Source organism: Aliirhizobium wenxiniae, from assembly GCF_014201355.1.
Taxonomy (GTDB): Bacteria; Pseudomonadota; Alphaproteobacteria; order Rhizobiales; family Rhizobiaceae; genus Neorhizobium; species Neorhizobium wenxiniae.
Genome location: NZ_JACHEG010000003.1, coordinates 221866 through 243744, shown reverse-complemented (window position 1 = coordinate 243744; position 21879 = coordinate 221866). Strand labels below are relative to the sequence as shown.

The window sequence follows — 21879 nt, the reverse complement described above, 5'->3', positions numbered from 1 at the left end:
TGAGGAGCTAACGGGAGCCTGCGGCTTCTCGTATGGTTTGTATCAGAAGCGACATCGCGATCGAGGGGATTGCGTCAGTTCGCATGGTCAGCCCCACAGGCCCCTGGGTGTCGCTTGTATCGATCGGCAATGCCTGCATCAGCCCCGTCCCGATATCGCGGGACACAACCCCGGACGATATGATCCAAACGGCATCACTCGACAGCAAGAACGCCCGGCCGAAGCTATCGGAAACAGTCTCGATCTGGTTCGGCAGGCTTGAAATACCGTTAGCGATGAGTAGGCGGTCAACGAAAGGCCGGATGATCGACGAAGTGGTCGGCATCAAGATCGGATAGTCGCCGAGTTCGGAAAACGGCGAATGCCCCGACGTCAGGATCGGATGGCCGGTACGAACGGCAAACACGACCTGTTCGGAATAGAGATGCTCGAAGATAAATCCCGCCATTCTGTCCGCCCCCGCCAGACGGCCCACGACAAGATCGAGATCGCCAAAGCGCAGTTGTTCCAGCAGCACCGAGTTTTCGCCGGTGACGATCTTGATGCGGCTCCCGGTCTTTTCCTTCAGAAAAAGATCCACGGCTCGCGGCATGATGTGGCTGGAAACCGTCGGCAGCGCACCGATCCGTATCAGCGGCGCCTCTCCGGCCCGTTCGTGCGAAACTGAATCGACGCCCTGTCGAAGAGCCGCAATCGCCGCACCAGCATGTTTCAGGAAGACTTCGCCATAGCGCGATAGCCGGATGCCCCTTCCCTCGCGCTCCACAAGGGCGACACCAAGCGCCTCTTCGAGCTCCCGAATGGTCTTGGTAACCGCCGGCTGGCTGACATTCAGAAAGCCTGCTGCCTTGACGACGCTCTTGTGACGAGCAACCTCGATAAAGGCTTGGAGATGACGAAACTTAACGCTTGGCTCGCTCATCGGATACATAACCATTCGGATATAGAAAACACCTAAAAAGTCATTTTACCTAACCGCGCCAATATACCAAGATAGTTCAGGGAGAGATTTTCAATGCAGTTTGCGCGCGTCAACGACGTCACGATCCATTATCAGGTTATCGGTGGCCCCGCTGATAGGCCGGTCATAGTGTTCGCCAATTCGCTCGGCACGGATTTTCGCATCTGGCGGGATGTCATCGTGCGCCTTGCCGGCGAATTCCCGATCATCCTCTACGACAAGCGTGGCCATGGCCTGTCCGATATCGGCAAGACCCCTTATTCGATCGAGGATCACGCAGCCGATCTTGCTGCCCTTCTGGATCTGCTCAACGTGCGCGACGCCGTGATCTGCGGCCTTTCCGTCGGGGGGCTTATCGCGCAGGCGATCTGCCAGACACGACCCGATCTGGTGAAGGCGCTGATCCTCTGCGATACCGCCAGCAAGATCGGTTCTGCCGACATGTGGAACGCGCGTATCGCGGCCGTTGAAGAGCACGGCATCCCAAGCATCGTCAATGCTGTCATGGAAAAATGGTTCACCCCGGCTTTCCGCAACCCGGACAACATCGCCTTTCGCGGCTATTGCAACATGCTGGCACGCCAACCTAACGAAGGTTATGCGGCAACCTGCGCTTCAATTCGTGATGCCGACTATACCGAGGCGGCTGCACACATTGCCGTGCCGACGCTCTGCATCGTCGGCGACCAGGATGGCTCGACGCCGCCAGATCTCGTCAGGAAGACGGCAGAACTCATCCCCGGTGCACGTTTTGAGGTCATCAAGGATGCAGGCCACATTCCCTGTGTCGAACAGCCAGAAGCCTTGAGCGATCTGATCCGAAACTTCATCAACACCACCAATACCGCAGGGGAGGCTCAATGACAGAGGTTGAGACAGACCGGCACCGCTTGGGCATGGAGACACGACGCTCCGTGCTGGGAGATGCTCATGTCGATCGAGCGATCGCCAACTCCACCGAATTCGACGAGCCGTTCCAGGCGCTGATCACGGAATCCGCCTGGGGACATGTCTGGTCACGTCCCAACTTCACCAAACGGGAACGATCGATCATCACGATCGCGCTTCTGGCAGCACTCGGCCAGGACGAAGAAGTTGCCATGCATGTGCGGGCGACAGCCAATACCGGCGCGTCGCGAGAAGATGTTCGTGAGGCCCTGCTGCATGTCGCCATCTATGCAGGCGTGCCTGCCGCAAACCATGCCATAAAGATCGCCAAGCGCGTCTACGAACAAATGGACGCCGAATAGACATCGGGGGAGGAGACCTTAGGGATGTCCGCTAATTCGAACAAACAGCCGGAGACCGGTGGATTTTTCGCGCGTGACCGTGCCTGGCACGCGCCGGCCCTGACACCGGAATACAAGACCTCGATCCTGCGCTCGCCGCAGCGCGCCTTGCTGTCTCTCGACGGCACGATCTCGGAAATCACCGGCCCGGTTTTCGGCCATTCGATGATCGGCGAGTTGGACAATGACCTGATCCACAACTATGCCCGGCCCGGAGAAAGTGCCATCGGCGAGCGGATCATTGTTCATGGTCGCGTGCTGGACGAGCGAGGCCAACCTGTTCGCGGTGCCTTGCTGGAATTCTGGCAGGCCAATGCCGGCGGCCGTTACCGCCACAAGAAAGAGACCTATCTTGCCGCGATCGACCCCAATTTCGGCGGTTGCGGCCGTGCGATCACCGACGACGACGGGCGTTATGCGTTTCGTACCGTCAAGCCCGGCCCCTATCCATGGCCGAACGGTGTCAACGACTGGCGTCCGGCCCATATCCATTTCTCGGTCTTCGGACATGGCTTCGCCCAGCGCCTGATTACCCAGATGTATTTCGAGGGCGATCCGATGATCTGGAAATGTCCGATCGTCACCACGATCCCGGATCGCAGTGCAATCGAACAGCTGATCGCACCGCTGGACTGGGACCAGACCATCCCGATGGATGCGCGCGCTTATAAATTCGATATCGTGCTGCGTGGACGCCGCTCGACCCTTTTTGAAAACCGGCTGGAGGGCAACTGATGGTGCAGGAGCTTCACAGGTTGAAGGAAACGCCGTCGCAGACCGCCGGTCCCTATGTCCATATCGGACTGACGCCGAATTACTGCGACATTCGCGGCGTCTATGACGGCGATCTCGGAACCGCGATGGTCAACGATCAGACGCTGGGCGAACGCATTACCGTGCGTGGCCGCATCCTCGACGGCGCCGATACGCTTGTGCGGGATGCGATTGCCGAGATCTGGCAGGCAGACAGCGCCGGCCTCTATAACAGCCCGTCGGAAATGCGGGGCACCGCCGATCCGAACTTCACCGGCTGGGGTCGCTGTCCGACGAATGCCGAGGACGGTTATTTCCAGTTCGAGACGATCAAACCCGGCAAGGTCCCGTTCAAGGACGGGCGCCCCATGGCGCCGCATATCACCCTCTGGATCGTCGCCCGCGGCATCAATATCGGTCTGCATACACGCATCTACTTTTCCGACGAAGCGGAAGCGAATGCCGTCGATCCGCTGCTGTTGCGCATCGAACATCGCCAGCGGGTCGAGACGATGGTCGCGCAGAAGGACGGCAGCACCTATACGCTCGACATCCACCTGCAGGGACCGAAAGAAACCGTGTTCCTCGATATCTGATGCTGCGCTCAACCGGCGGCCTACCCGGCATGGAGACATGATGGCCTTTTCTCCCTTCGAACATCCCTTCCTGTCGGGTCTCTTCGGCGATGAGGAAATCGCTCGCCACCTCTCAGCCGATGCGGACATCAAGGCCATGCTTCGCTTCGAAGCAACATTGGCACGGGCTCAGGCGGGGCTGGGGCTTATCCCGACAGGCGCGGCAGACCAGATTGCGGCCGCATGCGGTACATTCGAACCTGATATGGCGCGGCTGAAGTTGGCTGTCGGGACGGATTCCGTCGTCATACCCGAACTGGTCAAACAGCTCAGGCAGGCGGTCGGCCATGATGCGGCCAGTCATGTCCATTTCGGAGCGACCAGCCAGGATGCGATCGACACGAGCCTGATGCTTCGGATGAAGGCGATCCACGCGATCTTCACTGAGCGGATAAGGCGGATACTTGCCCTTCTGGATGGTCTCGATCAGCGCTTCGGATCAAACCCGCTAGTGGGCTTTACCCGCATGCAGGCCGCCATCCCGATCCGCGTTTCTGATCGGCTGCAAAGCTGGCGTGACCCGCTCACACGGCAGCTCACGACGCTGACCGGCCTTGAATTTCCGGTTCAACTCGGCGGCGCGGCCGGTTCTCTCGACAAGCTGGGACCACATGGGGCTGAGGTGCGCGCCGCGCTTGCCAAACAACTGGGCCTGGCGGACATGCGGCAATGGCAGAGCCAGCGAGACGGAATTGCGAATATCGGCCATCACCTCTCATTGATGACGGGCGCGCTCGGCAAGATTGGACAGGATCTCGCGCTAATGGCGCAGTCGGGCCTCGAAATTTCCATGAGCGGCGGCGGAAAATCTTCCGCCATGGCGCACAAGCAAAATCCGGTGGGGGCAGAAACACTGGTGGCGCTTGCTCGCTTCAACGCCGTCCAGCTTTCGGGATTGCATCAGTCGATGGTGCATGAGCAGGAGCGTTCAGGAGCGGCCTGGACACTCGAATGGCTGATCCTGCCGCAGATGGTCATGGCGACCGCCGCTGCACTGCGTCTGGCCGGCGAGACGCTTGCGCACATCGAACGAATGGGAACGCCGGCTCCCGGCTTGACGGCAAGTGCAGCGCAGCGGGCATCATAGATCCGAAGGGTTGACCGGTCGCCTCTCCCTGCCCGATCGCACAATCGCCAGGATCGTCGCCAAGGTCATCATTCCATCACGGGCAGAGACCAGAGGTTTCGCGTCACCGGTTACCACTTTCATGAAATGGGCAAGCTGATTGACATAAGCCCGGCTGCCATCCAGCGTGACGTGCCGCTTTACCAGCGGATCCTGCCAATGCCCCTCTTCCGTCTCATGTTTCCAAAGATCCATGGACGGCAATGCCAATGCAGCTTTGGTGCCGGAGAAGAAATAGGCGTTTTCCGGCTGGTGCGGAAAATACAGCGCCTGTCCGGCGGCAGTATCCCAATTGTAGGGTGAGACGGCCGCATCGCTCATCAGGACCGTGCCGACCGCGCCGGATGAAAAGCGCAGGCTGACGCTGGCGCTATCCTCCACCTCGAAGCCGCGCACCGAATTGGAGGTGAAGGCCATGACTTCTGCGATGTCGCCACAGATAAACCGAAGGCAATCGATGTCGTGAATGAGGTTGATGAGCAATGGCCCGCCACCGGCTTGCCGACGCCAGGCAGCGTCGAAATAGGGCTCCGGCTTGTCGGCCAGCCACATGGCATTAACCCCGACCAGGCGACCGAGATGCCCCTCTTCGATCAGCTGCTTTGCCTTGGCGATGTCGGGGCTATGACGGCGCTGGTGTCCCACGAGAACGGGAATATCGGCTCGTTCTGCCGCCGCTACGAGATCCCTTGCAGCTTCGAGCGTATCCGCCACGGGCTTTTCCACCAGACACGGGATGCCGCGTTCAATACAGGCGATCACAGCTTGCGCATGAAGAGCATTCGGTAGAGCGATGATCACACCATCGGGCCGCATCTCGTCCAGCATGGTCCGATAATCGAGATAGTGTCTGGCCCCGAACTCGCTCGCGACCAGTTTCGCGGCGGGCGCCGGATCTGCGATAGCGACAAGATCGGCACCGGGCGTTGCCGCAATGAGCGCGGCATGTTCACGCCCGATCAGGCCACCTCCCATAATCGCGAATCTGAGAACCTCAGCCGGCATCCCCGCCTCCTTCACAATCTTGCGACGGCGCGAAGTTCTGCCGCCGTCGTCGTGGGAAGATCGAAGAATTCGAGATAGGCCGGGATCTGCTCGAACAGCATGTCCGTTCCGACCTGATACTCGCAGCCGCGAGCGCGCGCAGCAGCCAGGAACGGTGTTATCTCACGGCTCAGCACCACCTCGCCGACAAAGGCTGAAGGTGCGATCCGGGTGACATCGAAAGGCAGCGGATCATTGTCATTCATACCGAGCGGCGTGGCGTTGATGACGATATCGTAGCCGTCCGGATCGGTCTTCCCGGCCTCCACGCGCAACCCCGGATAATGACGGCGCAACCGGTCCACGAGACCCTGCATCATGGGGACGGAGGCATCGGAAAGCGCCAGTTCCGCCAACCCCGCCTTGGCGAGCGACGCGGCGATCGCCGAGCCGACGCCTCCGGCACCGGCCATGATCGCTCTTTTGCCCTCGATCTCCCGTCCTCTGCGCAGCATCCCCCGAACGAAACCCTCACCATCGAACATGTCGCCGACAAGGCCGCCATCCGATCCGATTTTCACTGCGTTGCAGGCCCCGGCCACCTGCGCATTGGTGGAAATTTCGTCCAGCAATCCCATGGTGGTGATCTTGTGCGGCATGGTGATCAATGCGCCATGGATGTTGGAAAGTCGGAAGACCAGTTTCAGAAATGTCTTGTAGTCATCGGGCCGGCATCCCATCGGCACCACGACCGCATCGATACCGTTTTTCTCGAAATAGGGATTGTAGATCAACGGCGCCTTGAAGGAATGCGTCGGGAACCCGAGATGTGCGATGAGTTTTGTGTTGCCGCTTATCATCGGCCTTACCTTCCGGCTATCAGCCTGTATCGCATCAATGCCGCCCGAGGATTTCACCAAGGAATTTTCGGGTGCGTTCATGTTTCGGATTAGAGAAGAATTCGGCCGGAGGCGCTTCCTCGACGATCGCGCCGCTTGCCATGAAGATGACGCGATCGGCCACCTGGCGGGCGAAACCCATTTCATGGGTCACGCAGATCATCGTCATTCCCTCTTCGGCCAATGCGATCATCGTATCGAGCACTTCCTTGACCATTTCCGGGTCGAGTGCGGATGTCGGTTCGTCGAACAGCATCGCCTTGGGCCGCATGCAGAGAGCACGCGCAATGGCGACGCGCTGCTGCTGTCCGCCGGATAACTGGGCTGGGTATTTTTCCGCCTGCTCCGAGATCTTGACCCTTTCCAGCAACGTGCGGGCACGATCCTCGGCTTGCGCCTTGTCGAGACCGAGTGATCTCATCGGAGCCAGCATGCAGTTCTGCAACACGGTCAGGTGCGGGAAGAGATTAAACTGTTGGAACACCATGCCGACCTCGCGGCGAACCGCATCGATCGTCTTCGATCCATGCCCGAGCATGATGCCGCCGACATGGATGTCACCCTTCTGATAGGCCTCCAAGTGGTTGATACAGCGGATAAGCGTGGACTTGCCGCTTCCCGAAGGGCCGCAAAGCACGATCTTTTCGCCCTTAGCAACAGACATGTTGATATTGTCGAGAGCCTTGAAGGCGCCGTACCATTTTTCCACGCCCGACAGCGAGATCATCGGCTCGGTGGTCGTCGCGCTATTAATTGTCTGGTTCATTCATGAAACTCCGGATTTCTCGACGGGCACGGCCTAGCGGCTGGCGGTCAGGAATTTGCGTTCGAGATGGGCGCCGTAGATGGTCAGCGGGCAGCACATCAGGAAGTAGAGGGCTCCGACCACGCCGAAGACGGTCAATGGCTGGAAGATCTGGTTTGAGATGATGTTTCCGGCGCGCGTGAGTTCGGTGAAACCGACGATCGAGGCGAGCGATGTGCCCTTAATGAGCTGCACCAGGAAGCCGATCGTGGCCGGAAGCGAGATCCGTATCGCCTGGGGAAGGACAACATCCTTCATTCGCGAAACGTAACCCAAGCTCAGCGCCTTGGCAGCCTCCGTCTGCCCACGCGGGACAGCTTCGATCGACCCTCGCCAGATTTCTCCCAGAAAGGCACTTGCATGCAGGGTCAGACCGACCGAGACCGCAGCCCATGCATCCATCTGGATACCGATCAGGGCAAGTCCGTAATAGACGACAAACAGCTGCATCAGGAGCGGCGTCCCCTGGAAGACCGCGATATAGCCGGCCGTCAGGCGCTCGACGATGAAGATGCCGGATGTGCGCGCCAAAGCGACCATCAGCCCTGCAACACTGCCACATATGAAGGCGACCACGGACAGCGCGACCGTCCATTTGAGGCCTGCCAGAAGGAAAAGGAATTCTTCGCGTCCCATTCGATTTCCTCCTTATCTGACCGGGTAGCTGAAATAGCGGGAGGAGAAGAGCGCGAAGATGCGCATCATCACCCAGGAGATGACGAGGTAGAACGCCGTCACGGTGAAATAGACCTCGAAGCTGCGGAAACTGTCGGATTCGATCCGCTGCGATACCGAGGTGAGTTCGTAGGCCGAGATCGCAGACGCGATGCTAGTCGTCAGCGTCAACAGGATGAACTGGCTCGTCAGCGAGGGGTAGATCGCGCGGAGCGCCGGCTTGAGGATGATCAGGCGGAAAACCTGAGCCTTGTGCAGCCCGAGCGCCAGCCCTGCCTCCATTTGCCCCTTCGAGATGGATTGCACGCCACCACGAATGATCTCGATGGCATAGGCACCGCCATTGATGCCGAGCGCGATGATCGCAGTCGGCGTCGGATCGAGCCGGATACCAGCCAGCGGCAGTGCGAAATAGATGAAGAAGATCTGCACCAGAAACGGCGTGTTGCGGATCAGTTCGACGAAGCCGATCACGAGCCAGCGCAAAGGCTTGAGTGGCGACTGGCGCAAAATGACTCCGCCGATGCCGATCACGATCGCCAGAAGCATGCCACAGATGGCCAGCGTGAATGTTCCGAGACAGGCCCATAGAAGGTTTGGCAGGCCGTCGATGACCGGAGTGAAATCAAGGGTGTAGTTCATGATATCTCCTGCGGCGCGTTCTCAGGACGGCTCGACCATGCCAGCCATGGCTTCGATCGCCAGTTCATAACCGCGGGCTCCGAAGCCGATCATGATGCCGGTTGCGGTGCGTGAAATCAGGGAGTTGTGATAGATGCTCTCGCGGGCATGCACGTTGGATATGTGCAGCTCTATCTTCGGGCCGTCGAAAGTCTTCAGTGCGTCGAGCAAGGCGATGGACGTGAAAGTGTATCCGGCCGGATTGATGATGATGCCACAAGCATCCTTCCTCGCCTGATGGACGGATTCCACCAGTTCGCCCTCGAAATTCGTCTGGCGAAAATCAATCGAGAAACCCAGAGACGCGGCTTTCACCTCGCATCGCTCCCGAATATCGCCAAGAGTTGTCGTGCCGTATATGGACGGCTCCCGCTCACCCAGAAGATTGAGGTTGGGTCCGTTAAGGACAAAGATCGTCTTGTTCATGGAAAAAACTCCGGGCAGCGTCGGCGCAAGGATTTTCCATGCGCCGACGCTGGCACCTCATTCAGGTGCCACCACGCGAAATTCAGAGTTACGAAGAGCCGAAGCTCAGTTCGCGGTGAACGAAATACCTTCGAGGCTCTTCGGGAATTCCGGCACCGGAACCTTCATCCACTTGTCGTAGATCTTCTTCAGTTCGCCATTGGCCTTGATCTTGTCGATGAACTCGTTCACCGCAACATTGATCTCTTTCTCGCCCAGACGCGTGCAGGCGCCGTTGTAGAGCTTCTGGAATTCGAGCTTGTTTTCGAATTTGCCCGGAACAGCCTTCTCGACGCGATCAAGATAGAAGATGTTGCCGCCGAGCGCGTCGACCTGGCCGGAAGCCAATGCCTGAACGCTTGCTGCGTCCCCGTCATACCGGCGAATGGTCGCGGTAGACGGGGCATTTTTGGTGACCTGAGTATCCTGGGCCGCACCCTTGGCGACGCTGATCGTCAGGCCGGCCATATCCTCATTCGTCTTGATCGACTTGTCCTTCGGCCCGATCAGGACGATGGCATTCGCATTGTAAGGCTGGCTGAACTGCACGGCCTTGGCGCGATCCGGCAACATCGCCATCGTCGCGAACAGAATGTCGACGCGGCCTGATGTGAGTGCGGGAATGCGGTTGTTGACTTCGAGCGGAACGAATTCCACGTCGACACCGAGTTCCTTGGCGAACAGGGCGCCCATTTCGGCATCAAAGCCGTCCTGCTTGCCTGCACTCGTGACAAACCCCCAAGGTGGGTTGTCGCCCTGGATGCCCACGACCAGCTTGCCCTTGGCCTTGATTTCGGCCGGCGTGATAGCTGCAGCCGGCTGCGAAAGCGATGCTGCGGCGACAATTGCCGCGGCGCCCAACAAGGCGCGGCGTCGATTCAATTTGAATCCAAACATTAGGTGCTCCTCCTCTGATGGCCCGAAAGGCCTGCCAGCTCTCCTCCAGCTGGTAACACGCCAAAATTGACATAAGCCCATTTTCAAATCAACAGAGTTTTTCTATAATCTCCGATAAAATACATTTCGACATTTGTGTGGAAAATTGCATTACGATTTGTTGCGGTGCGAAAAGTGGATTGTTTCAGGAGGAGGAAACAATGAAAACATCGATTGCCACGGTGTCGATCAGCGGAGAGTTTCCCGAAAAACTGGCGGCCATTGCCGCAGCCGGGTTCGACGGGGTGGAGATCTTCGAAAATGATTTCCTGGCCTTCGATGGCAGTCCGGCCGATGTCGGACGCATGGTTCGCGACCACGGACTGGAAATCACGCTTTTCCAACCGTTTCGGGATTTCGAAGGCATGCCGGAACCGTTGCGCAGCCGGACCTTCGATCGCGCGGAGCGCAAATTCGATATCATGCAGCAACTCGGCACCGACCTCGTTCTCGTCTGCTCCAACGTTTCGCCTGCATCGCTTGGCGGTATCGATCGGGCTGCAGCAGATTTCCACGAATTGGGCGAGCGGGCGGCGAAGCGCGGGCTTCGCGTAGGTTACGAGGCTCTGGCATGGGGGCGGCATATCAACGACCACCGCGACGCCTGGGAAATCGTGCGGCGCGCCGATCATCCCAATATCGGTCTCATACTCGACAGCTTTCACACCCTGTCACGAAAGATCGATGTCGGATCGATCCGCTCCATACCGAAGGACAAGATCTTCATCGTGCAGATGGCGGACGCGCCGCTGATCGAGATGGACCTGCTCTACTGGTCACGCCATTTCCGCAACATGCCGGGCGAAGGCGACCTGCCGGTAAGGGAGTTCACCGAAGCCATCGCTGCAACGGGCTATGACGGTTATCTGTCGTTGGAAATCTTCAACGACCAGTTCCGCGGCGGCTCTCCAAAGACGATTGCAGCCGATGGTCACCGTTCGCTGGTCTATCTTGGCGATCAGGTTCGTCGAAATCCGGAGGCTGCAACACTGACCGTTGCGGAAATGCCGGATCGCGCTAGCGTGAAGGGCATAGGGTTCGTCGAGTTCTCAGCCGATGAACAAGACGGTGAGAACCTTGCCGCCATTCTCAAGACGCTCGGTTTTCGCAAGGCTGCCATTCACCGCTCGAAGAAAGTCACGATTTTCGAACAGGGCAAGATCCGCCTTCTGCTCAATACCGACGAAAAGGGCTTCGCAAATGCCTCCTTCGCGGTACACGGCACGTCTGCCTATGCGGTCGCACTAATTGTCGATGATGCCGGCGCGGCCTATGCGCGCGCAATCGCGCTCGGCGCCGAACCGTTCGAGCAGGTGGTCAGCCATGGCGAAGTGCAAATCCCGGCGATCCGCGGTGTGGGCGGTGGGTTGATCTATTTCCTCGACGAGAAAAGCAACCTCGGCCGGTTCGCGGAAATCGACTTCACTCCGGTTTCCGAAGACACGGATATCGCCGCAGCGCATCTTGCCCATATCGATCACGTCGCCCAGACTGTCGCTTACGATGAGATGCTGACCTGGCTGTTGTTCTACACTTCCATATTCGAAGCCAATAAGACGCCCATGGTCGACATCATCGACCCTTCAGGAGTGGTGCGCAGCCAGGTGGTCGAAAATACGTCAGGCAGCCTGCGTCTGACACTGAATGGAGCGGAGAACCGCCGCACATTGGCTGGCCATTTCATCGCGGAACGGTTCGGCTCGGGCATACAGCACATCGCTTTTCATACCGAGGACATCTTCGCGACAGTTGCCGCCTTGCGCAAAAACGGCTTCGAGCCCCTGCCCATATCTCCGAATTATTACGGCGATATCGAAGCTCGGTTCGGCCTGGATCCGGCCCTTACGGAGCGATTGAAGGCCGACAATATTCTCTACGACAGAGACGACCACGGCGAATACTTCCAGATTTACAGCACGACGTTCGGCGAGGGCTTCTTTTTCGAGATCGTGCAACGCAGCGGCTATCGCGGATATGGCGCGGCCAACGCCATCTTCCGGATTGCTGCATTGAAGAAGGCTCTCAGGCCTGAAGGCTTGCCGAGGCTTTGATCGATGGTGGATCAGCCTCTTGGGTGTGAGCTAGTGGGTTTAAACGAGCAGACAAAATATGTATGAGGATTGAGAAAATCTCCGAGATGCGCACATGCTTTCCGATCTAGCTACAGAAACCGTTGCAGAAAACAGCTACAAGCGAATTCGAGCCGATATCATTTTCGGGCGTCTCGCTCCCGGTCAGAAGCTCAAGCTCGAAAAGCTCAAGGAAACCTATGACACCAGTGTCAGTACGCTGAGGGAGATCCTCAACCGTCTGGCCTCCGAAGGACTTGTCGTGGCGGAAGGCCAGCGCGGCTTTCATGTGGCTCCGATGTCATCGACCGATTTGAAAGAGATCGCCGCTCTGCGCCTGCTTTTGGAGACACATGCGCTGGAGCAATCCTTCGAGAGGGGTGACGTCGACTGGGAAGCACGGCTCGTATCCGCGCATTACAAACTTGCCCGTATGGAAAGCATCATGGCGAGCGGCGATACCAGTCAGACGGAAGACTGGAAGCGTTATGACTGGGAGTTTCACCAGGCTCTGATTTCCGCTTGTGGGTCGAGATTGCTGATGGAAACCCATGCCGCCATTTTCGACAAATATCTCCGCTACCAGATGGTTGCCCTCTCCTATCGCGGCAAGATCGCTGCAGACGAACACAAGCGTCTTCTGGATGCCGCCCTCGAGCGAGACCAGAAGACGGCGAAAAAGATCCTCGGCCTTCACATTCAGGGCGGCGTGGAACATGCGTTGGCGAGAAAGTCGACGCTTCAGGATTGATCATGCGCGAAGAACGATCAGGTGAGCACGAACGGATGAACGACCTCAGCGAAAGCGTCAGCGATGCGGTCTTTCGCCGGTTGCGGCAGGACATCATACTCGGAAACTTGCCGCCCGGCTCCAAGATCAAACTCGAAAAGGCTCGCGAGCGATATTCGATCAGCATTTCGTCACTACGGGAGATACTTTGCAGATTGTCGGCAGAGAATCTCGTGCTTGCAGAAGGGCAGCGTGGATTTGAGGTCAGTCCCGTATCCAGGCAAGAACTGACGGAGCTGGCCGACCTTCGTATCGTGCTGGAATGCCATGCTATCGGCCTTTCATTCGCCACCGGAGATCTTGAGTGGGAAGGCTCGATCGTGGCCGCGCATCATCGACTGGCTGCGGTGGAGCGCAGGCTTCTTGCTGGAGATATTGCCCGCACGATCGACTGGGTCAGATGCGACTGGGAGTTTCACCGGGCGATCGTTGCGGCAAGCAAGTCGACAACACTCCTGCAAAACCTTTCCTCGGTCTTCGATCGTTTCCTTCGATATCATATGCTCGCCGGCAGTTTTCGAGGCAATGCGGTCGTCGACGATCACAAGCTGCTATTTGAACGGGCGCTTGCGAGAGATGCGGATGGCGCAAGGCAGATCATCACGAGCCATGTGCAAAAGGGCGTTGAGCATATTCTGAAAGAACCGGGATTTCTTTTGAACATTTGACTGCTCTTTGAGCCTCCTGCCATGCCGTAAGTTTTGTCAACCGACTTACAGGAATTGCTCATAAAACAGGCAGGACACATATCCCTTCCAGCGCAAGGCACTCAATCTGTCGAGATCCGCGCGCTGGAATGCATGGCATGCGGATTGCTTCTCCCTGTCAAAATCAAAAAGGGGATGTCCTTGGCGCCGTATTGGCCTTTCATTCGCACTAATCAGGCTGCCTGCGGAGTGACCAGAGCCATTTTTCCCGGTCGGCGCATTTCAACGCCGTGGTCGGCACTGATCGCCACCGGAAGCTTCGCGGCCTATTCGCCCGGCGCCGCTAACTGAAGGTGGCAATGGCAAAATCCGATCTGACAATTCTAGTTATAGATGAAAACGCCATCCGCGCTTCGATCATCGAGGAAGGCCTGAACGAGGCCGGCCACAGCAATGTCACGATCATTCATGAGGTCAATGGCGTTGCCCGCATCATCGAGACGCAACAGCCGGACGTCATCATCATCGACATTGAGAACCCCAACCGGGATATGATGGAACATCTCTTCCAGCTGACCCGCACGGTCAGTCGCCCGATCGCAATGTTCGTGGATCGCTCCGACACGGCCTTGATCGAGTCCGCCATGGAGGCAGGCGTTTCCGCTTATGTTGTCGACGGACTCAAGAAGGAACGCGTCAAATCCATTCTCGACATGGCCGTCAGCCGCTTCAACGCCTTCAGCCGACTGCAGCGGGAACTGGCCGAGGCTCGATCCGCGCTTGAGGAGCGTAAGGTGGTGGAGCGAGCTAAAGGCATACTCATGAAAATGCGCGGGCTTTCGGAGGAGGAGGCCTTTGCATTGTTGCGTCAGACAGCAATGAACGAAAAAAAGAAAATGGCTGAAATTGCGCAAAGCCTAGTGACTGCCGCAGGTCTTCTGAGTTGATGGATATGGGCAGGAGGACGCAGAGCTAAGATGATGATGAAAACAGATCGGGCTGGAAATGATCTTGGTGCGCCCGCCACCATTGGCGCCCCGGAACAAAAGGTCCTGCGTGCTGGCTTCATCCCGCTGGTCGACGCATCCGTCCTGATTGCGGCCGCAGAGTTCGGCTTTGCAAGAAAAGAGGGGCTAGCACTCGAGATGGTGAAAGATGTCTCTTGGGCCAATATCCGGGATCGGCTCGCCTTTCGTCAATTTGACATCGCCCATATGCTGTCACCGATGCCGGTTGCCTCCATGCTTGGCCTCGGCTCAAACCCTTCCCCAACCATTACCCCGTTTTCGCTCGGTCGTGGCGGCAATGCAATCACGCTGTCGCTCCGCCTATTCGAACGGATGCTGGAGGTCGGGCACCTTGCCGAAACGGCGAGCGCGCTGGAAAACGCCCGCGCATTGGCTAGTCTGCTCAAGGTAATGCGCGAACAGGGTGAAGCCGTGCCGCGCCTCGGGGTCACCTACCCATTCTCCTCGCATAATTACGAGTTCCGCTACTGGCTTGCCGCAGGCGGCATTGATCCCGATCGGGATGTGAAGCTCGTCGTCGTGCCGCCGCCGATGACATCCGATGCCCTCGCGGCCGGTGCCATCGACGGTTTCTGCGTCGGCGCGCCCTGGAACATGGTTGCATCAGAGCGCGGCGTTGGACGGATCGTCGCCGCCAAACAGGACATCTGGCCTTCTGCGCCTGAAAAGGTGCTTGCCATGCGGCCGGAATGGGCCGCCAGCCATTCGGACACCGTCTCGCGTCTAATTGTTGCGCTCGACGCGGCAGCGCGCTGGTGCGACGCGCCGGAAAACCACGACGGACTTTCAGAGGCACTCGCCGATTCCCGTTACATTGCAGCGCCCATTGGCATCATCCGTCAGGTCCTTGCCGGCGAGTTCAGTCTGGACGCGAAGGGAAACCGGCGGCTAATCCCTGACTATTTCACCTTCAACCGGCGTTTTGCCAACTATCCCAAACCGGGGCATGCGCTCTGGATTTACAGCCAGATGATCCGTTGGGGCCAGACGACCTATAATGAGGAAGGGTTGCTTGCCGCTGCAAGCGCATACAGACCAGACCTGTATAAGGCCGCTCTCGGTTCCGCACCCACGGGCCGGGATATAACGGTCGAAGGCAATCTGGAAGGGGATCGGTTCATGGACGGGCATGTATTCGATCCTGCTGCCATACCCGACTATATCGCAACGCTCGGAACGGGTACCGCCTCTTAGGGCTGAAGACGCATCATTTAAATGCGATGATGCGTGTCGTGTACTGCTCATCCTTTGCGCGCATATTTGGCAGCATCAGCACAAAATATTCGCAGAGCATCTGTGACCTTACGGCTCGGCGCAAATCAAACCCGAAGAATATCCAAGTAATTTCATCGCGATAAGCTGACGCTGTCAATCTGGCACACCATTTGCTTTTATAGATTTGCTCGGGTCAACGGTGATCTGGGCTAATGAACGCGCGAAAGCGTTCTCAAACGACATCGACGTCGCAAGGTTTTTGCTGCCCGGGATTTCCAATCCTTGAGGCGCGATCTCCGAGCGGCGTTTTTTTATGCCTTTTTTCCAGAAAACCAGCAGAGGGAACCTGCCTATGACCCGATTTGTGAAGACCGGCATCACCCGCCGCACCATTCTGAAGACCTCAGCCACCGCCGCTCTCGTCAGCGCAGTTAAGGCAGCCTTCCCGTCCGGCGCCTTTGCCGCAGCGCCAGGGCCGGAGGTTAAGGGTATCAAGCTGGGCTACATAGCGCTCACGGACGCCGCGGCGCTGATCGTGGCAAAGGAAAAGGGCCTTTTCGACAAACACGGGCTGCCGGAGGTCGAGGTTACTAAACAGGCCTCTTGGGGAGCGACCCGCGACAATCTCGTGCTCGGCGGCGCAGCCAACGGTATTGACGGCGCGCATATCCTGTCGCCGCTCCCTTACCTCATGCATACCGGCAAGGTGACCCAGAACAACAAGCCAGTGCCGATGGCGATCCTCGCCCGCCTCAATCTCGACAGCCAGGGCATTTCGGTGGCCGCGGACTATGCGGGAACCGGCGTCGAACTCGATGCCTCGAAGCTCAAGGAAGCATTCGCGAAGAAGAAGGCGGCCGGCAACGAGGTGAAGGTGGCCATGACCTTCCCAGGCGGCACACACGATCTCTGGGTCCGTTACTGGCTTGCAGCCGGCGGCATCGATCCGAACAAGGACGTATCCACGATCGTCGTTCCGCCGCCGCAGATGGTCGCCAACATGAAGGTCGGCAACATGGACGCATTCTGTGTGGGAGAGCCATGGAACGAGCAGTTGGTCAATCAGGGTATCGGCTTTACGGCCTGTACCACCGGCGAACTCTGGAAGCATCATCCGGAAAAGGCGCTCGGTCTGCGCGCTGACTGGGTCGAGAAGAATCCGAATGCGGCGAAGGCCCTGCTCATGGCCGTCATGGAGGCCCAGCAATGGGCAGACAAGATGGAAAATAAGGAGGAGATGGCAGACATTCTGGGCCGCCGCCAGTGGTTCAACGTGCCACCGAAGGATGTGGTAGGCCGCCTGAAAGGCGACATCAACTATGGCAACGGCCGGAATATCAAGGGCACCGACTTCTACATGAAGTTCTGGCGCGATCAGGCGTCCTTCCCTTTCAAGAGCCATGATGCCTGGTTTGTCACGGAAAACATCCGCTGGGGCACGTTTGCGCCCGGCACCGACGTGAAGAAGCTGGTCGATCAGGTCAATCGCGAAGACCTGTGGCGCGACGCAGCCAAGGAACTGGGCGTTGCCGCAAGCGATATTCCAGCCTCCGCCTCGCGCGGCAAAGAGACCTTCTTCGACGGCAAGATCTTCGATCCGGACAACCCGGCGGCCTATCTCGACAGCCTGACGATCAAGACCGTTTCCTGAACGACCCGTACGTCGCTCCGGCGCACAGAGACGCGCGCCGGCCCCTTCTCCCTCACGTCTTTCCATGGAGTGCGTAATGTCAGCCCTGGCAAAACCGGAAACGCCAACCGCAAGCATCGAGACGACCACTGCCCCGATCAATGGCGCCAAGCTGCAGGCAAATGTCGTCCACTTCACCGGCAGAACCATGCCTAAGTTCGATCCGGCCAAACTTGGCGGCGCCTTGCTTCGCAACGTCATCCCCCCGCTGGTCGTGATTTTTTTCATTCTTGTGGCATGGGAAGCGCTCTGTTCGTCGCCTAATGCCGCCCTGCCCTCGCCGAGCCGGGTATGGGCCGAAAGCTATGATCTGATCGCCTATCCGTTCTTCAATTACGGCTCGCAGGATATCGGTCTCGGCTGGCGGGTTCTCGTCTCGCTCCAGCGTGTCGCCTATGGATTCGGCTTGGCAGCAGTGGTCGGCATTGTCGTCGGCGCCGTCATCGGCCAGTCGGTCTGGGCGATGCGCGGCCTCGACCCCATCTTCCAGGTCCTGCGCACAGTGCCGCCGCTCGCATGGCTGCCGCTTTCGCTTGCCGCCTTTCAAAACGCCAACCCCTCGGCCATTTTCGTGATCTTCATCACCTCCATATGGCCGATCATCATCAACACGGCTGTCGGCGTGCGCAATATCCCTCAGGATTATCGCAACGTCGCCAAGGTACTGCGCCTCAACCAGCTGGAATTCTTCTTCAAGATCATGCTGCCATCGGCCGCCCCTTATATCTTCACCGGGCTTCGCATCGGTGTCGGCCTGTCCTGGCTTGCAATCGTGGCGGCAGAAATGCTGACCGGCGGTGTCGGAATCGGCTTCTTCATCTGGGATGCGTGGAACTCGTCGCGCCTGCCCGACATCATCGTCGCCCTCGCCTATATCGGCGTCGTCGGCTTCGTCCTCGACAAACTGGTAGCCGCGATCGGCAAGCTCGTCACCCGCGGCGCCTCGGCTAATTGAGGGGATTTTCATGAACGCTTATCTCAAGCTCGACCACATCGACAAATATTTCGATCGCGGCACCTCGCGGGCCGAGGTGCTGAAAGACATCAATCTCACCATCGACAAGGGCGAATTCGTCTCGATAATCGGTCACTCGGGCTGCGGGAAATCCACCCTGCTCAACCTGATCGCCGGTCTGACACCGGTTTCGAATGGCGCTGTGCTCCTGGAGAACAGAGAGGTCAACGCGCCCGGACCGGAACGTGCCGTGGTATTCCAGAACCATTCGCTGCTGCCCTGGCTGACCGTCTACGAGAATGTCAATCTCGCCGTCTCCAAGGTCTTCAGAGCGACCAAGACCAAGAGCGAAAAGCACGACTGGGTCATGGCCAATCTCGACCTCGTGCAGATGGCGCATGCCAAGGACAAGCGCCCGTCAGAGATTTCGGGCGGTATGAAACAGCGCGTCGGCATTGCCCGTGCGCTTGCCATGGAACCGAAGATCCTGCTGCTCGACGAACCTTTCGGCGCGCTGGACGCCCTCACCCGCGCCCATCTTCAGGACGCGGTCATGGAAATCCACACACGCCTCGGCAACACGATGGTGATGATCACCCATGACGTCGACGAGGCTGTGCTCCTGTCGGATCGCATTGTGATGATGACCAACGGGCCGGCCGCCCGCATCGGCGAGGTGCTCGATGTCGACATACCGAGGCCGCGCAACCGCATCGAGCTTGCGGGTGACCGCACCTACCTCAAGTGCCGTGAGGCCGTGCTGAAATTCCTCTACGAACGTCACCGCTTCGTTGAAGCTGCGGAGTAACCCCATGTCAGAAACCGCAATTGAGAAACTCGTCATCATCGGCAATGGCATGGCGCCTGGCCGCATGCTGGAACATCTCTTCGAACACGCCCCCGGCCGCTATTCGGTAACGATCTTCAACGCCGAACCCCGCGTCAATTACGACCGCATCATGCTCTCGCCTGTCCTATCTGGCGAAAAGACTTACGAGCAGATCGTCATTCATGGCGACGGCTGGTACATTGACCATGGCATTACGCTCTACAAGGGCCACAAGGTCGTCGCTATCGATCGCGATGCGAAGACAGTGACCTCCGATCACGGTGTGACGGAGAGCTACGACAAGCTGGTGATCGCCACCGGCTCGGTACCCTTCATCATTCCCGTTCCTGGCAAGGATCTGCCGGGCGTCGTCTCGTATCGCGATCTCGACGATGTCGATGCCATGCTGCTTGCTGCACAGTCACGCGCCAAGGCCGTCGTCATCGGTGGCGGGCTTCTCGGCCTCGAAGCGGCAGCCGGCCTTGCGCTGCGCGGCATGGACGTGACCGTGCTGCATGTCATGCCGACGCTGATGGAGCGCCAGCTCGATCCGGCTGCCGGCTACCTGCTGCAAAAGGCCGTCGAGGAACGCGGCATCAAGGTCATCTGCAAGGCCAATACGAAGGCGATCATCGGTGCCGGAAAGGTCGAGGGCGTGGAGCTGGATAACGGCGCCGTGATTACGGCCAATCTCGTCGTCATGGCGGTCGGCATCCGTCCGAACATCAATCTCGCCAAGGATGCCGGCCTTGCCGTCAATCGCGGCATCGTCGTCGATACCGGCATGCGGACATCCGATGGCGACATTTATTCGCTGGGCGAATGTGCCGAGGTCGGTGGCATGGTCTATGGCCTCGTCGCGCCGCTATACGAGATGGCGCGCGTTGCAGCCTCCCACCTTGCCGACGACCCGACGCCTGCCTTCGTTCATTCCGACACGCCGACCAAGCTCAAGGTGACCGGTATTGAACTCTACTCGCTCGGCGATTTCGCCGATGGCGACGATCGCCAGGAGATCGTCCTTCGCGATGCGACGGCCGGCATCTACAAGCGCCTCGTCCTTAAAGACAACCGGATCATTGGCACTGTCTTATACGGCGAAACCGCCGATGGTGCCTGGTTCAACGACCTGAAAAAGAAGGCCGTCGACATTTCCGAGATGCGCGACACCCTGATCTTTGGCCAGGCCTATCAGGGAGGAGCCCCGCTGGACCCTATGGCGGCCGTTGCAGCCTTGCCGGATGATGCAGAAATCTGCGGCTGCAACGGCGTATGCAAGGGCAAGATCACATCGACGATCACGGCCAAGGGGCTGACGACGTTGGACGAGGTGCGCGCCCATACCAAGGCGTCGGCTTCCTGCGGCACCTGCACTGGCCTTGTCGAGCAACTGATGACGCTGACGCTCGGCGACGCCTACAATCCGAAAGCGGTCCAGCCCATCTGTGCCTGCACCGATCTCGGCCATGACGAAGTGCGACGTCTCATCAAGGCCAAGGGGCTGAAATCCATTCCCGCCGTGATGCAGGAACTGGAGTGGAAAACCTCCTGCGGCTGCGCCAAGTGCCGGCCGGCGCTCAACTACTACCTCGTCTGCGACTGGCCGGATGAATATGCCGACGATTATCAGTCGCGTTTCATCAACGAGCGCGTCCACGCCAACATCCAGAAGGATGGCACCTATTCCGTCGTGCCGCGCATGTGGGGCGGCGTCACCAATTCGCAGGAATTGCGGGCGATTGCCGACGTTGTCGACAAGTTCGAGATACCGATGGTCAAGGTGACTGGCGGCCAGCGCATCGATCTTCTCGGCATAGAGAAACACGACCTGCCGGCCGTCTGGGCCGATCTGGGCAAAGCCGGCTTCATCTCGGGCCAAGCCTATGCCAAGGGCCTTCGTACCGTCAAAACCTGCGTCGGCTCCGACTGGTGTCGGTTCGGCACGCAGGATTCGACCGGGCTGGGCATCCGCATCGAGAAATTCATGTGGGGCTCCTGGACGCCGGCCAAGCTGAAGATGGCGGTTTCCGGCTGTCCGCGAAATTGCGCCGAGGCGACCTGCAAGGATATCGGGGTCATCTGCGTCGACAGCGGCTTCGAGATCCATTTCGCCGGTGCGGCGGGTCTCGACATCAAGGGCACCGAAGTTCTGGGCCTCGTGAAGAGCGAAGACGAGGCGCTCGAACATATCGTGGCGCTGACCCAGATGTACCGGGAGCAGGCCCGCTATCTCGAACGGATCTACAAATGGGCCAAGCGCATCGGGCTTGACGAGATCCGCAGCCAGATCCTCGAGGATCACGACAGACGGCGCGGCTACTACGACCGTTTCGTCTTTTCCCAGACATTCGCCCAGGTCGACCCCTGGTCGGAGCGCGTATCAGGCAAGGACAAGCACGAGTTCCGGCCGATGGCATCGATCGGCTTCGGCCAGGCTGCGGAGTGAA

22 protein-coding genes are annotated in these 21879 nt (G+C 58.6%); 14 read left to right on the top strand and 8 right to left on the bottom strand.

Annotation, left to right across the window (positions count from 1 at the left end):
* Positions 1-7: 7 nt before the first annotated feature.
* Positions 8-922, bottom strand: coding sequence for a pca operon transcription factor PcaQ (gene pcaQ / locus HNQ72_RS16630; protein ID WP_183993365.1), 915 nt, complete (start codon positions 920-922; stop codon positions 8-10).
* Positions 923-1015: 93 nt separating this feature from the next.
* Between pcaQ and pcaD the strand changes: the two genes are divergently transcribed.
* From pcaD to HNQ72_RS16605, 5 genes are read left to right on the top strand one after another with little or no spacing between them, the layout of a single operon-like run.
* Positions 1016-1825, top strand: a complete 810-nt coding sequence (gene pcaD / locus HNQ72_RS16625) for a 3-oxoadipate enol-lactonase (protein ID WP_183993364.1) — start codon at positions 1016-1018, stop codon at positions 1823-1825.
* Positions 1822-2211, top strand: a complete 390-nt coding sequence (pcaC, locus tag HNQ72_RS16620) for a 4-carboxymuconolactone decarboxylase (RefSeq protein WP_183993363.1) — start codon at positions 1822-1824, stop codon at positions 2209-2211. The genes pcaD and pcaC overlap by 4 nt, the downstream gene beginning before the upstream one ends.
* A 24-nt stretch (positions 2212-2235) precedes the next feature.
* A complete protein-coding gene (pcaH, locus tag HNQ72_RS16615) occupies positions 2236-2985 on the top strand; it encodes a protocatechuate 3,4-dioxygenase subunit beta (RefSeq protein ID WP_183993362.1) in 750 nt (249 codons plus the stop codon).
* A 2-nt stretch (positions 2986-2987) separates the two neighbouring features.
* Entirely contained in the window at positions 2988-3599 is a 612-nt protein-coding gene (gene pcaG, locus HNQ72_RS16610; RefSeq protein WP_183993720.1) for a protocatechuate 3,4-dioxygenase subunit alpha, read from the top strand.
* Positions 3600-3639: 40 nt separating this feature from the next.
* Positions 3640-4725 carry a 3-carboxy-cis,cis-muconate cycloisomerase gene (locus tag HNQ72_RS16605; protein ID WP_183993361.1) on the top strand — a complete coding sequence of 362 codons (1086 nt, stop codon included), beginning with the start codon at positions 3640-3642 and terminating at the stop codon, positions 4723-4725.
* On the opposite strand, the gene HNQ72_RS16600 is transcribed toward HNQ72_RS16605, so the two are convergent.
* The 7 genes from HNQ72_RS16600 to HNQ72_RS16570 all read right to left on the bottom strand — a co-directional run bounded on the left by HNQ72_RS16600 (position 4720) and on the right by HNQ72_RS16570 (position 10170).
* Positions 4720-5769, bottom strand: coding sequence for a Gfo/Idh/MocA family protein (locus HNQ72_RS16600; RefSeq protein WP_183993360.1), 1050 nt, complete (start codon positions 5767-5769; stop codon positions 4720-4722). The genes HNQ72_RS16605 and HNQ72_RS16600 overlap by 6 nt on opposite strands.
* An 11-nt stretch (positions 5770-5780) precedes the next feature.
* On the bottom strand, positions 5781-6608 hold the full coding sequence (locus tag HNQ72_RS16595; RefSeq protein WP_183993359.1) for a shikimate dehydrogenase family protein: 828 nt from the start codon (positions 6606-6608) through the stop codon (positions 5781-5783).
* A gap of 34 nt (positions 6609-6642) precedes the next feature.
* Entirely contained in the window at positions 6643-7374 is a 732-nt protein-coding gene (locus HNQ72_RS16590; RefSeq protein ID WP_183686822.1) for an amino acid ABC transporter ATP-binding protein, read from the bottom strand.
* A 72-nt stretch (positions 7375-7446) separates the two neighbouring features.
* Positions 7447-8088, bottom strand: coding sequence for an amino acid ABC transporter permease (locus HNQ72_RS16585; RefSeq protein ID WP_183993358.1), 642 nt, complete (start codon positions 8086-8088; stop codon positions 7447-7449).
* Between the two features lie 12 nt (positions 8089-8100).
* Positions 8101-8769, bottom strand: a complete 669-nt coding sequence (locus HNQ72_RS16580; protein WP_183993357.1) for an amino acid ABC transporter permease — start codon at positions 8767-8769, stop codon at positions 8101-8103.
* Positions 8770-8790: 21 nt separating this feature from the next.
* On the bottom strand, positions 8791-9234 hold the full coding sequence (gene aroQ, locus HNQ72_RS16575; protein ID WP_183993356.1) for a type II 3-dehydroquinate dehydratase: 444 nt from the start codon (positions 9232-9234) through the stop codon (positions 8791-8793).
* Positions 9235-9339: 105 nt separating this feature from the next.
* Positions 9340-10170 carry a transporter substrate-binding domain-containing protein gene (locus tag HNQ72_RS16570; protein WP_183993355.1) on the bottom strand — a complete coding sequence of 277 codons (831 nt, stop codon included), beginning with the start codon at positions 10168-10170 and terminating at the stop codon, positions 9340-9342.
* A 200-nt stretch (positions 10171-10370) separates the two neighbouring features.
* Here HNQ72_RS16570 and HNQ72_RS16565 point away from each other — a divergent pair, with 200 nt between their 5' ends.
* The 9 genes from HNQ72_RS16565 to nirB all read left to right on the top strand — a co-directional run bounded on the left by HNQ72_RS16565 (position 10371) and on the right by nirB (position 21878).
* Entirely contained in the window at positions 10371-12260 is a 1890-nt protein-coding gene (locus HNQ72_RS16565; RefSeq protein WP_183993354.1) for a bifunctional sugar phosphate isomerase/epimerase/4-hydroxyphenylpyruvate dioxygenase family protein, read from the top strand.
* A gap of 94 nt (positions 12261-12354) precedes the next feature.
* Positions 12355-13029: a GntR family transcriptional regulator gene (locus tag HNQ72_RS16560; protein WP_183993353.1), complete on the top strand. Its 675-nt coding sequence runs from the start codon at positions 12355-12357 to the stop codon at positions 13027-13029.
* A gap of 2 nt (positions 13030-13031) precedes the next feature.
* Entirely contained in the window at positions 13032-13736 is a 705-nt protein-coding gene (locus HNQ72_RS16555; protein ID WP_183993352.1) for a GntR family transcriptional regulator, read from the top strand.
* Between the two features lie 338 nt (positions 13737-14074).
* Positions 14075-14662, top strand: coding sequence for an ANTAR domain-containing response regulator (locus HNQ72_RS16550; RefSeq protein WP_183993351.1), 588 nt, complete (start codon positions 14075-14077; stop codon positions 14660-14662).
* Between the two features lie 30 nt (positions 14663-14692).
* Complete coding sequence (locus tag HNQ72_RS16545; protein WP_183993350.1) at positions 14693-15937, top strand: CmpA/NrtA family ABC transporter substrate-binding protein; 1245 nt, start codon at positions 14693-14695, stop codon at positions 15935-15937.
* 373 nt (positions 15938-16310) lie between these two features.
* Complete coding sequence (locus tag HNQ72_RS16540; RefSeq protein WP_183993349.1) at positions 16311-17609, top strand: CmpA/NrtA family ABC transporter substrate-binding protein; 1299 nt, start codon at positions 16311-16313, stop codon at positions 17607-17609.
* Between the two features lie 76 nt (positions 17610-17685).
* Positions 17686-18603 (top strand): nitrate ABC transporter permease, encoded by a 918-nt coding sequence (ntrB, locus tag HNQ72_RS16535; protein WP_183993348.1) that lies wholly within the window; start codon positions 17686-17688, stop codon positions 18601-18603.
* Between the two features lie 10 nt (positions 18604-18613).
* The gene (locus HNQ72_RS16530; protein ID WP_183993347.1) at positions 18614-19411 is read left to right on the top strand and encodes an ABC transporter ATP-binding protein; all 798 of its coding nucleotides are present in this window, start codon (positions 18614-18616) and stop codon (positions 19409-19411) included.
* A gap of 4 nt (positions 19412-19415) precedes the next feature.
* Positions 19416-21878: a nitrite reductase large subunit NirB gene (gene nirB / locus HNQ72_RS16525; RefSeq protein ID WP_183993346.1), complete on the top strand. Its 2463-nt coding sequence runs from the start codon at positions 19416-19418 to the stop codon at positions 21876-21878.
* Position 21879: the final 1 nt, after the last annotated feature.

What these genes read in the sequence shown, in the direction of transcription:
- pcaH (WP_183993362.1), top strand. Translation starts at nt 2,236, where the DNA reads ATGTCCGCTAATTCGAACAAACAGCCGGAGACCGGTGGATTTTTCGCG.
- HNQ72_RS16585 (WP_183993358.1), bottom strand. Translation starts at nt 8,088, where the DNA reads ATGGGACGCGAAGAATTCCTTTTCCTTCTGGCAGGCCTCAAATGGACG.
- pcaC (WP_183993363.1), top strand. Translation starts at nt 1,822, where the DNA reads ATGACAGAGGTTGAGACAGACCGGCACCGCTTGGGCATGGAGACACGA.
- nirB (WP_183993346.1), top strand. Translation starts at nt 19,416, where the DNA reads ATGTCAGAAACCGCAATTGAGAAACTCGTCATCATCGGCAATGGCATG.
- HNQ72_RS16540 (WP_183993349.1), top strand. Translation starts at nt 16,311, where the DNA reads ATGACCCGATTTGTGAAGACCGGCATCACCCGCCGCACCATTCTGAAG.
- HNQ72_RS16605 (WP_183993361.1), top strand. Translation starts at nt 3,640, where the DNA reads ATGGCCTTTTCTCCCTTCGAACATCCCTTCCTGTCGGGTCTCTTCGGC.
- HNQ72_RS16565 (WP_183993354.1), top strand. Translation starts at nt 10,371, where the DNA reads ATGAAAACATCGATTGCCACGGTGTCGATCAGCGGAGAGTTTCCCGAA.
- pcaQ (WP_183993365.1), bottom strand. Translation starts at nt 922, where the DNA reads ATGAGCGAGCCAAGCGTTAAGTTTCGTCATCTCCAAGCCTTTATCGAG.
- pcaD (WP_183993364.1), top strand. Translation starts at nt 1,016, where the DNA reads ATGCAGTTTGCGCGCGTCAACGACGTCACGATCCATTATCAGGTTATC.
- HNQ72_RS16595 (WP_183993359.1), bottom strand. Translation starts at nt 6,608, where the DNA reads ATGATAAGCGGCAACACAAAACTCATCGCACATCTCGGGTTCCCGACG.
- HNQ72_RS16545 (WP_183993350.1), top strand. Translation starts at nt 14,693, where the DNA reads ATGATGATGAAAACAGATCGGGCTGGAAATGATCTTGGTGCGCCCGCC.
- HNQ72_RS16555 (WP_183993352.1), top strand. Translation starts at nt 13,032, where the DNA reads ATGCGCGAAGAACGATCAGGTGAGCACGAACGGATGAACGACCTCAGC.
- HNQ72_RS16550 (WP_183993351.1), top strand. Translation starts at nt 14,075, where the DNA reads ATGGCAAAATCCGATCTGACAATTCTAGTTATAGATGAAAACGCCATC.
- HNQ72_RS16600 (WP_183993360.1), bottom strand. Translation starts at nt 5,769, where the DNA reads ATGCCGGCTGAGGTTCTCAGATTCGCGATTATGGGAGGTGGCCTGATC.
- HNQ72_RS16570 (WP_183993355.1), bottom strand. Translation starts at nt 10,170, where the DNA reads ATGTTTGGATTCAAATTGAATCGACGCCGCGCCTTGTTGGGCGCCGCG.
- aroQ (WP_183993356.1), bottom strand. Translation starts at nt 9,234, where the DNA reads ATGAACAAGACGATCTTTGTCCTTAACGGACCCAACCTCAATCTTCTG.
- HNQ72_RS16530 (WP_183993347.1), top strand. Translation starts at nt 18,614, where the DNA reads ATGAACGCTTATCTCAAGCTCGACCACATCGACAAATATTTCGATCGC.
- ntrB (WP_183993348.1), top strand. Translation starts at nt 17,686, where the DNA reads ATGTCAGCCCTGGCAAAACCGGAAACGCCAACCGCAAGCATCGAGACG.
- HNQ72_RS16580 (WP_183993357.1), bottom strand. Translation starts at nt 8,769, where the DNA reads ATGAACTACACCCTTGATTTCACTCCGGTCATCGACGGCCTGCCAAAC.
- HNQ72_RS16560 (WP_183993353.1), top strand. Translation starts at nt 12,355, where the DNA reads ATGCTTTCCGATCTAGCTACAGAAACCGTTGCAGAAAACAGCTACAAG.
- HNQ72_RS16590 (WP_183686822.1), bottom strand. Translation starts at nt 7,374, where the DNA reads ATGATCTCGCTGTCGGGCGTGGAAAAATGGTACGGCGCCTTCAAGGCT.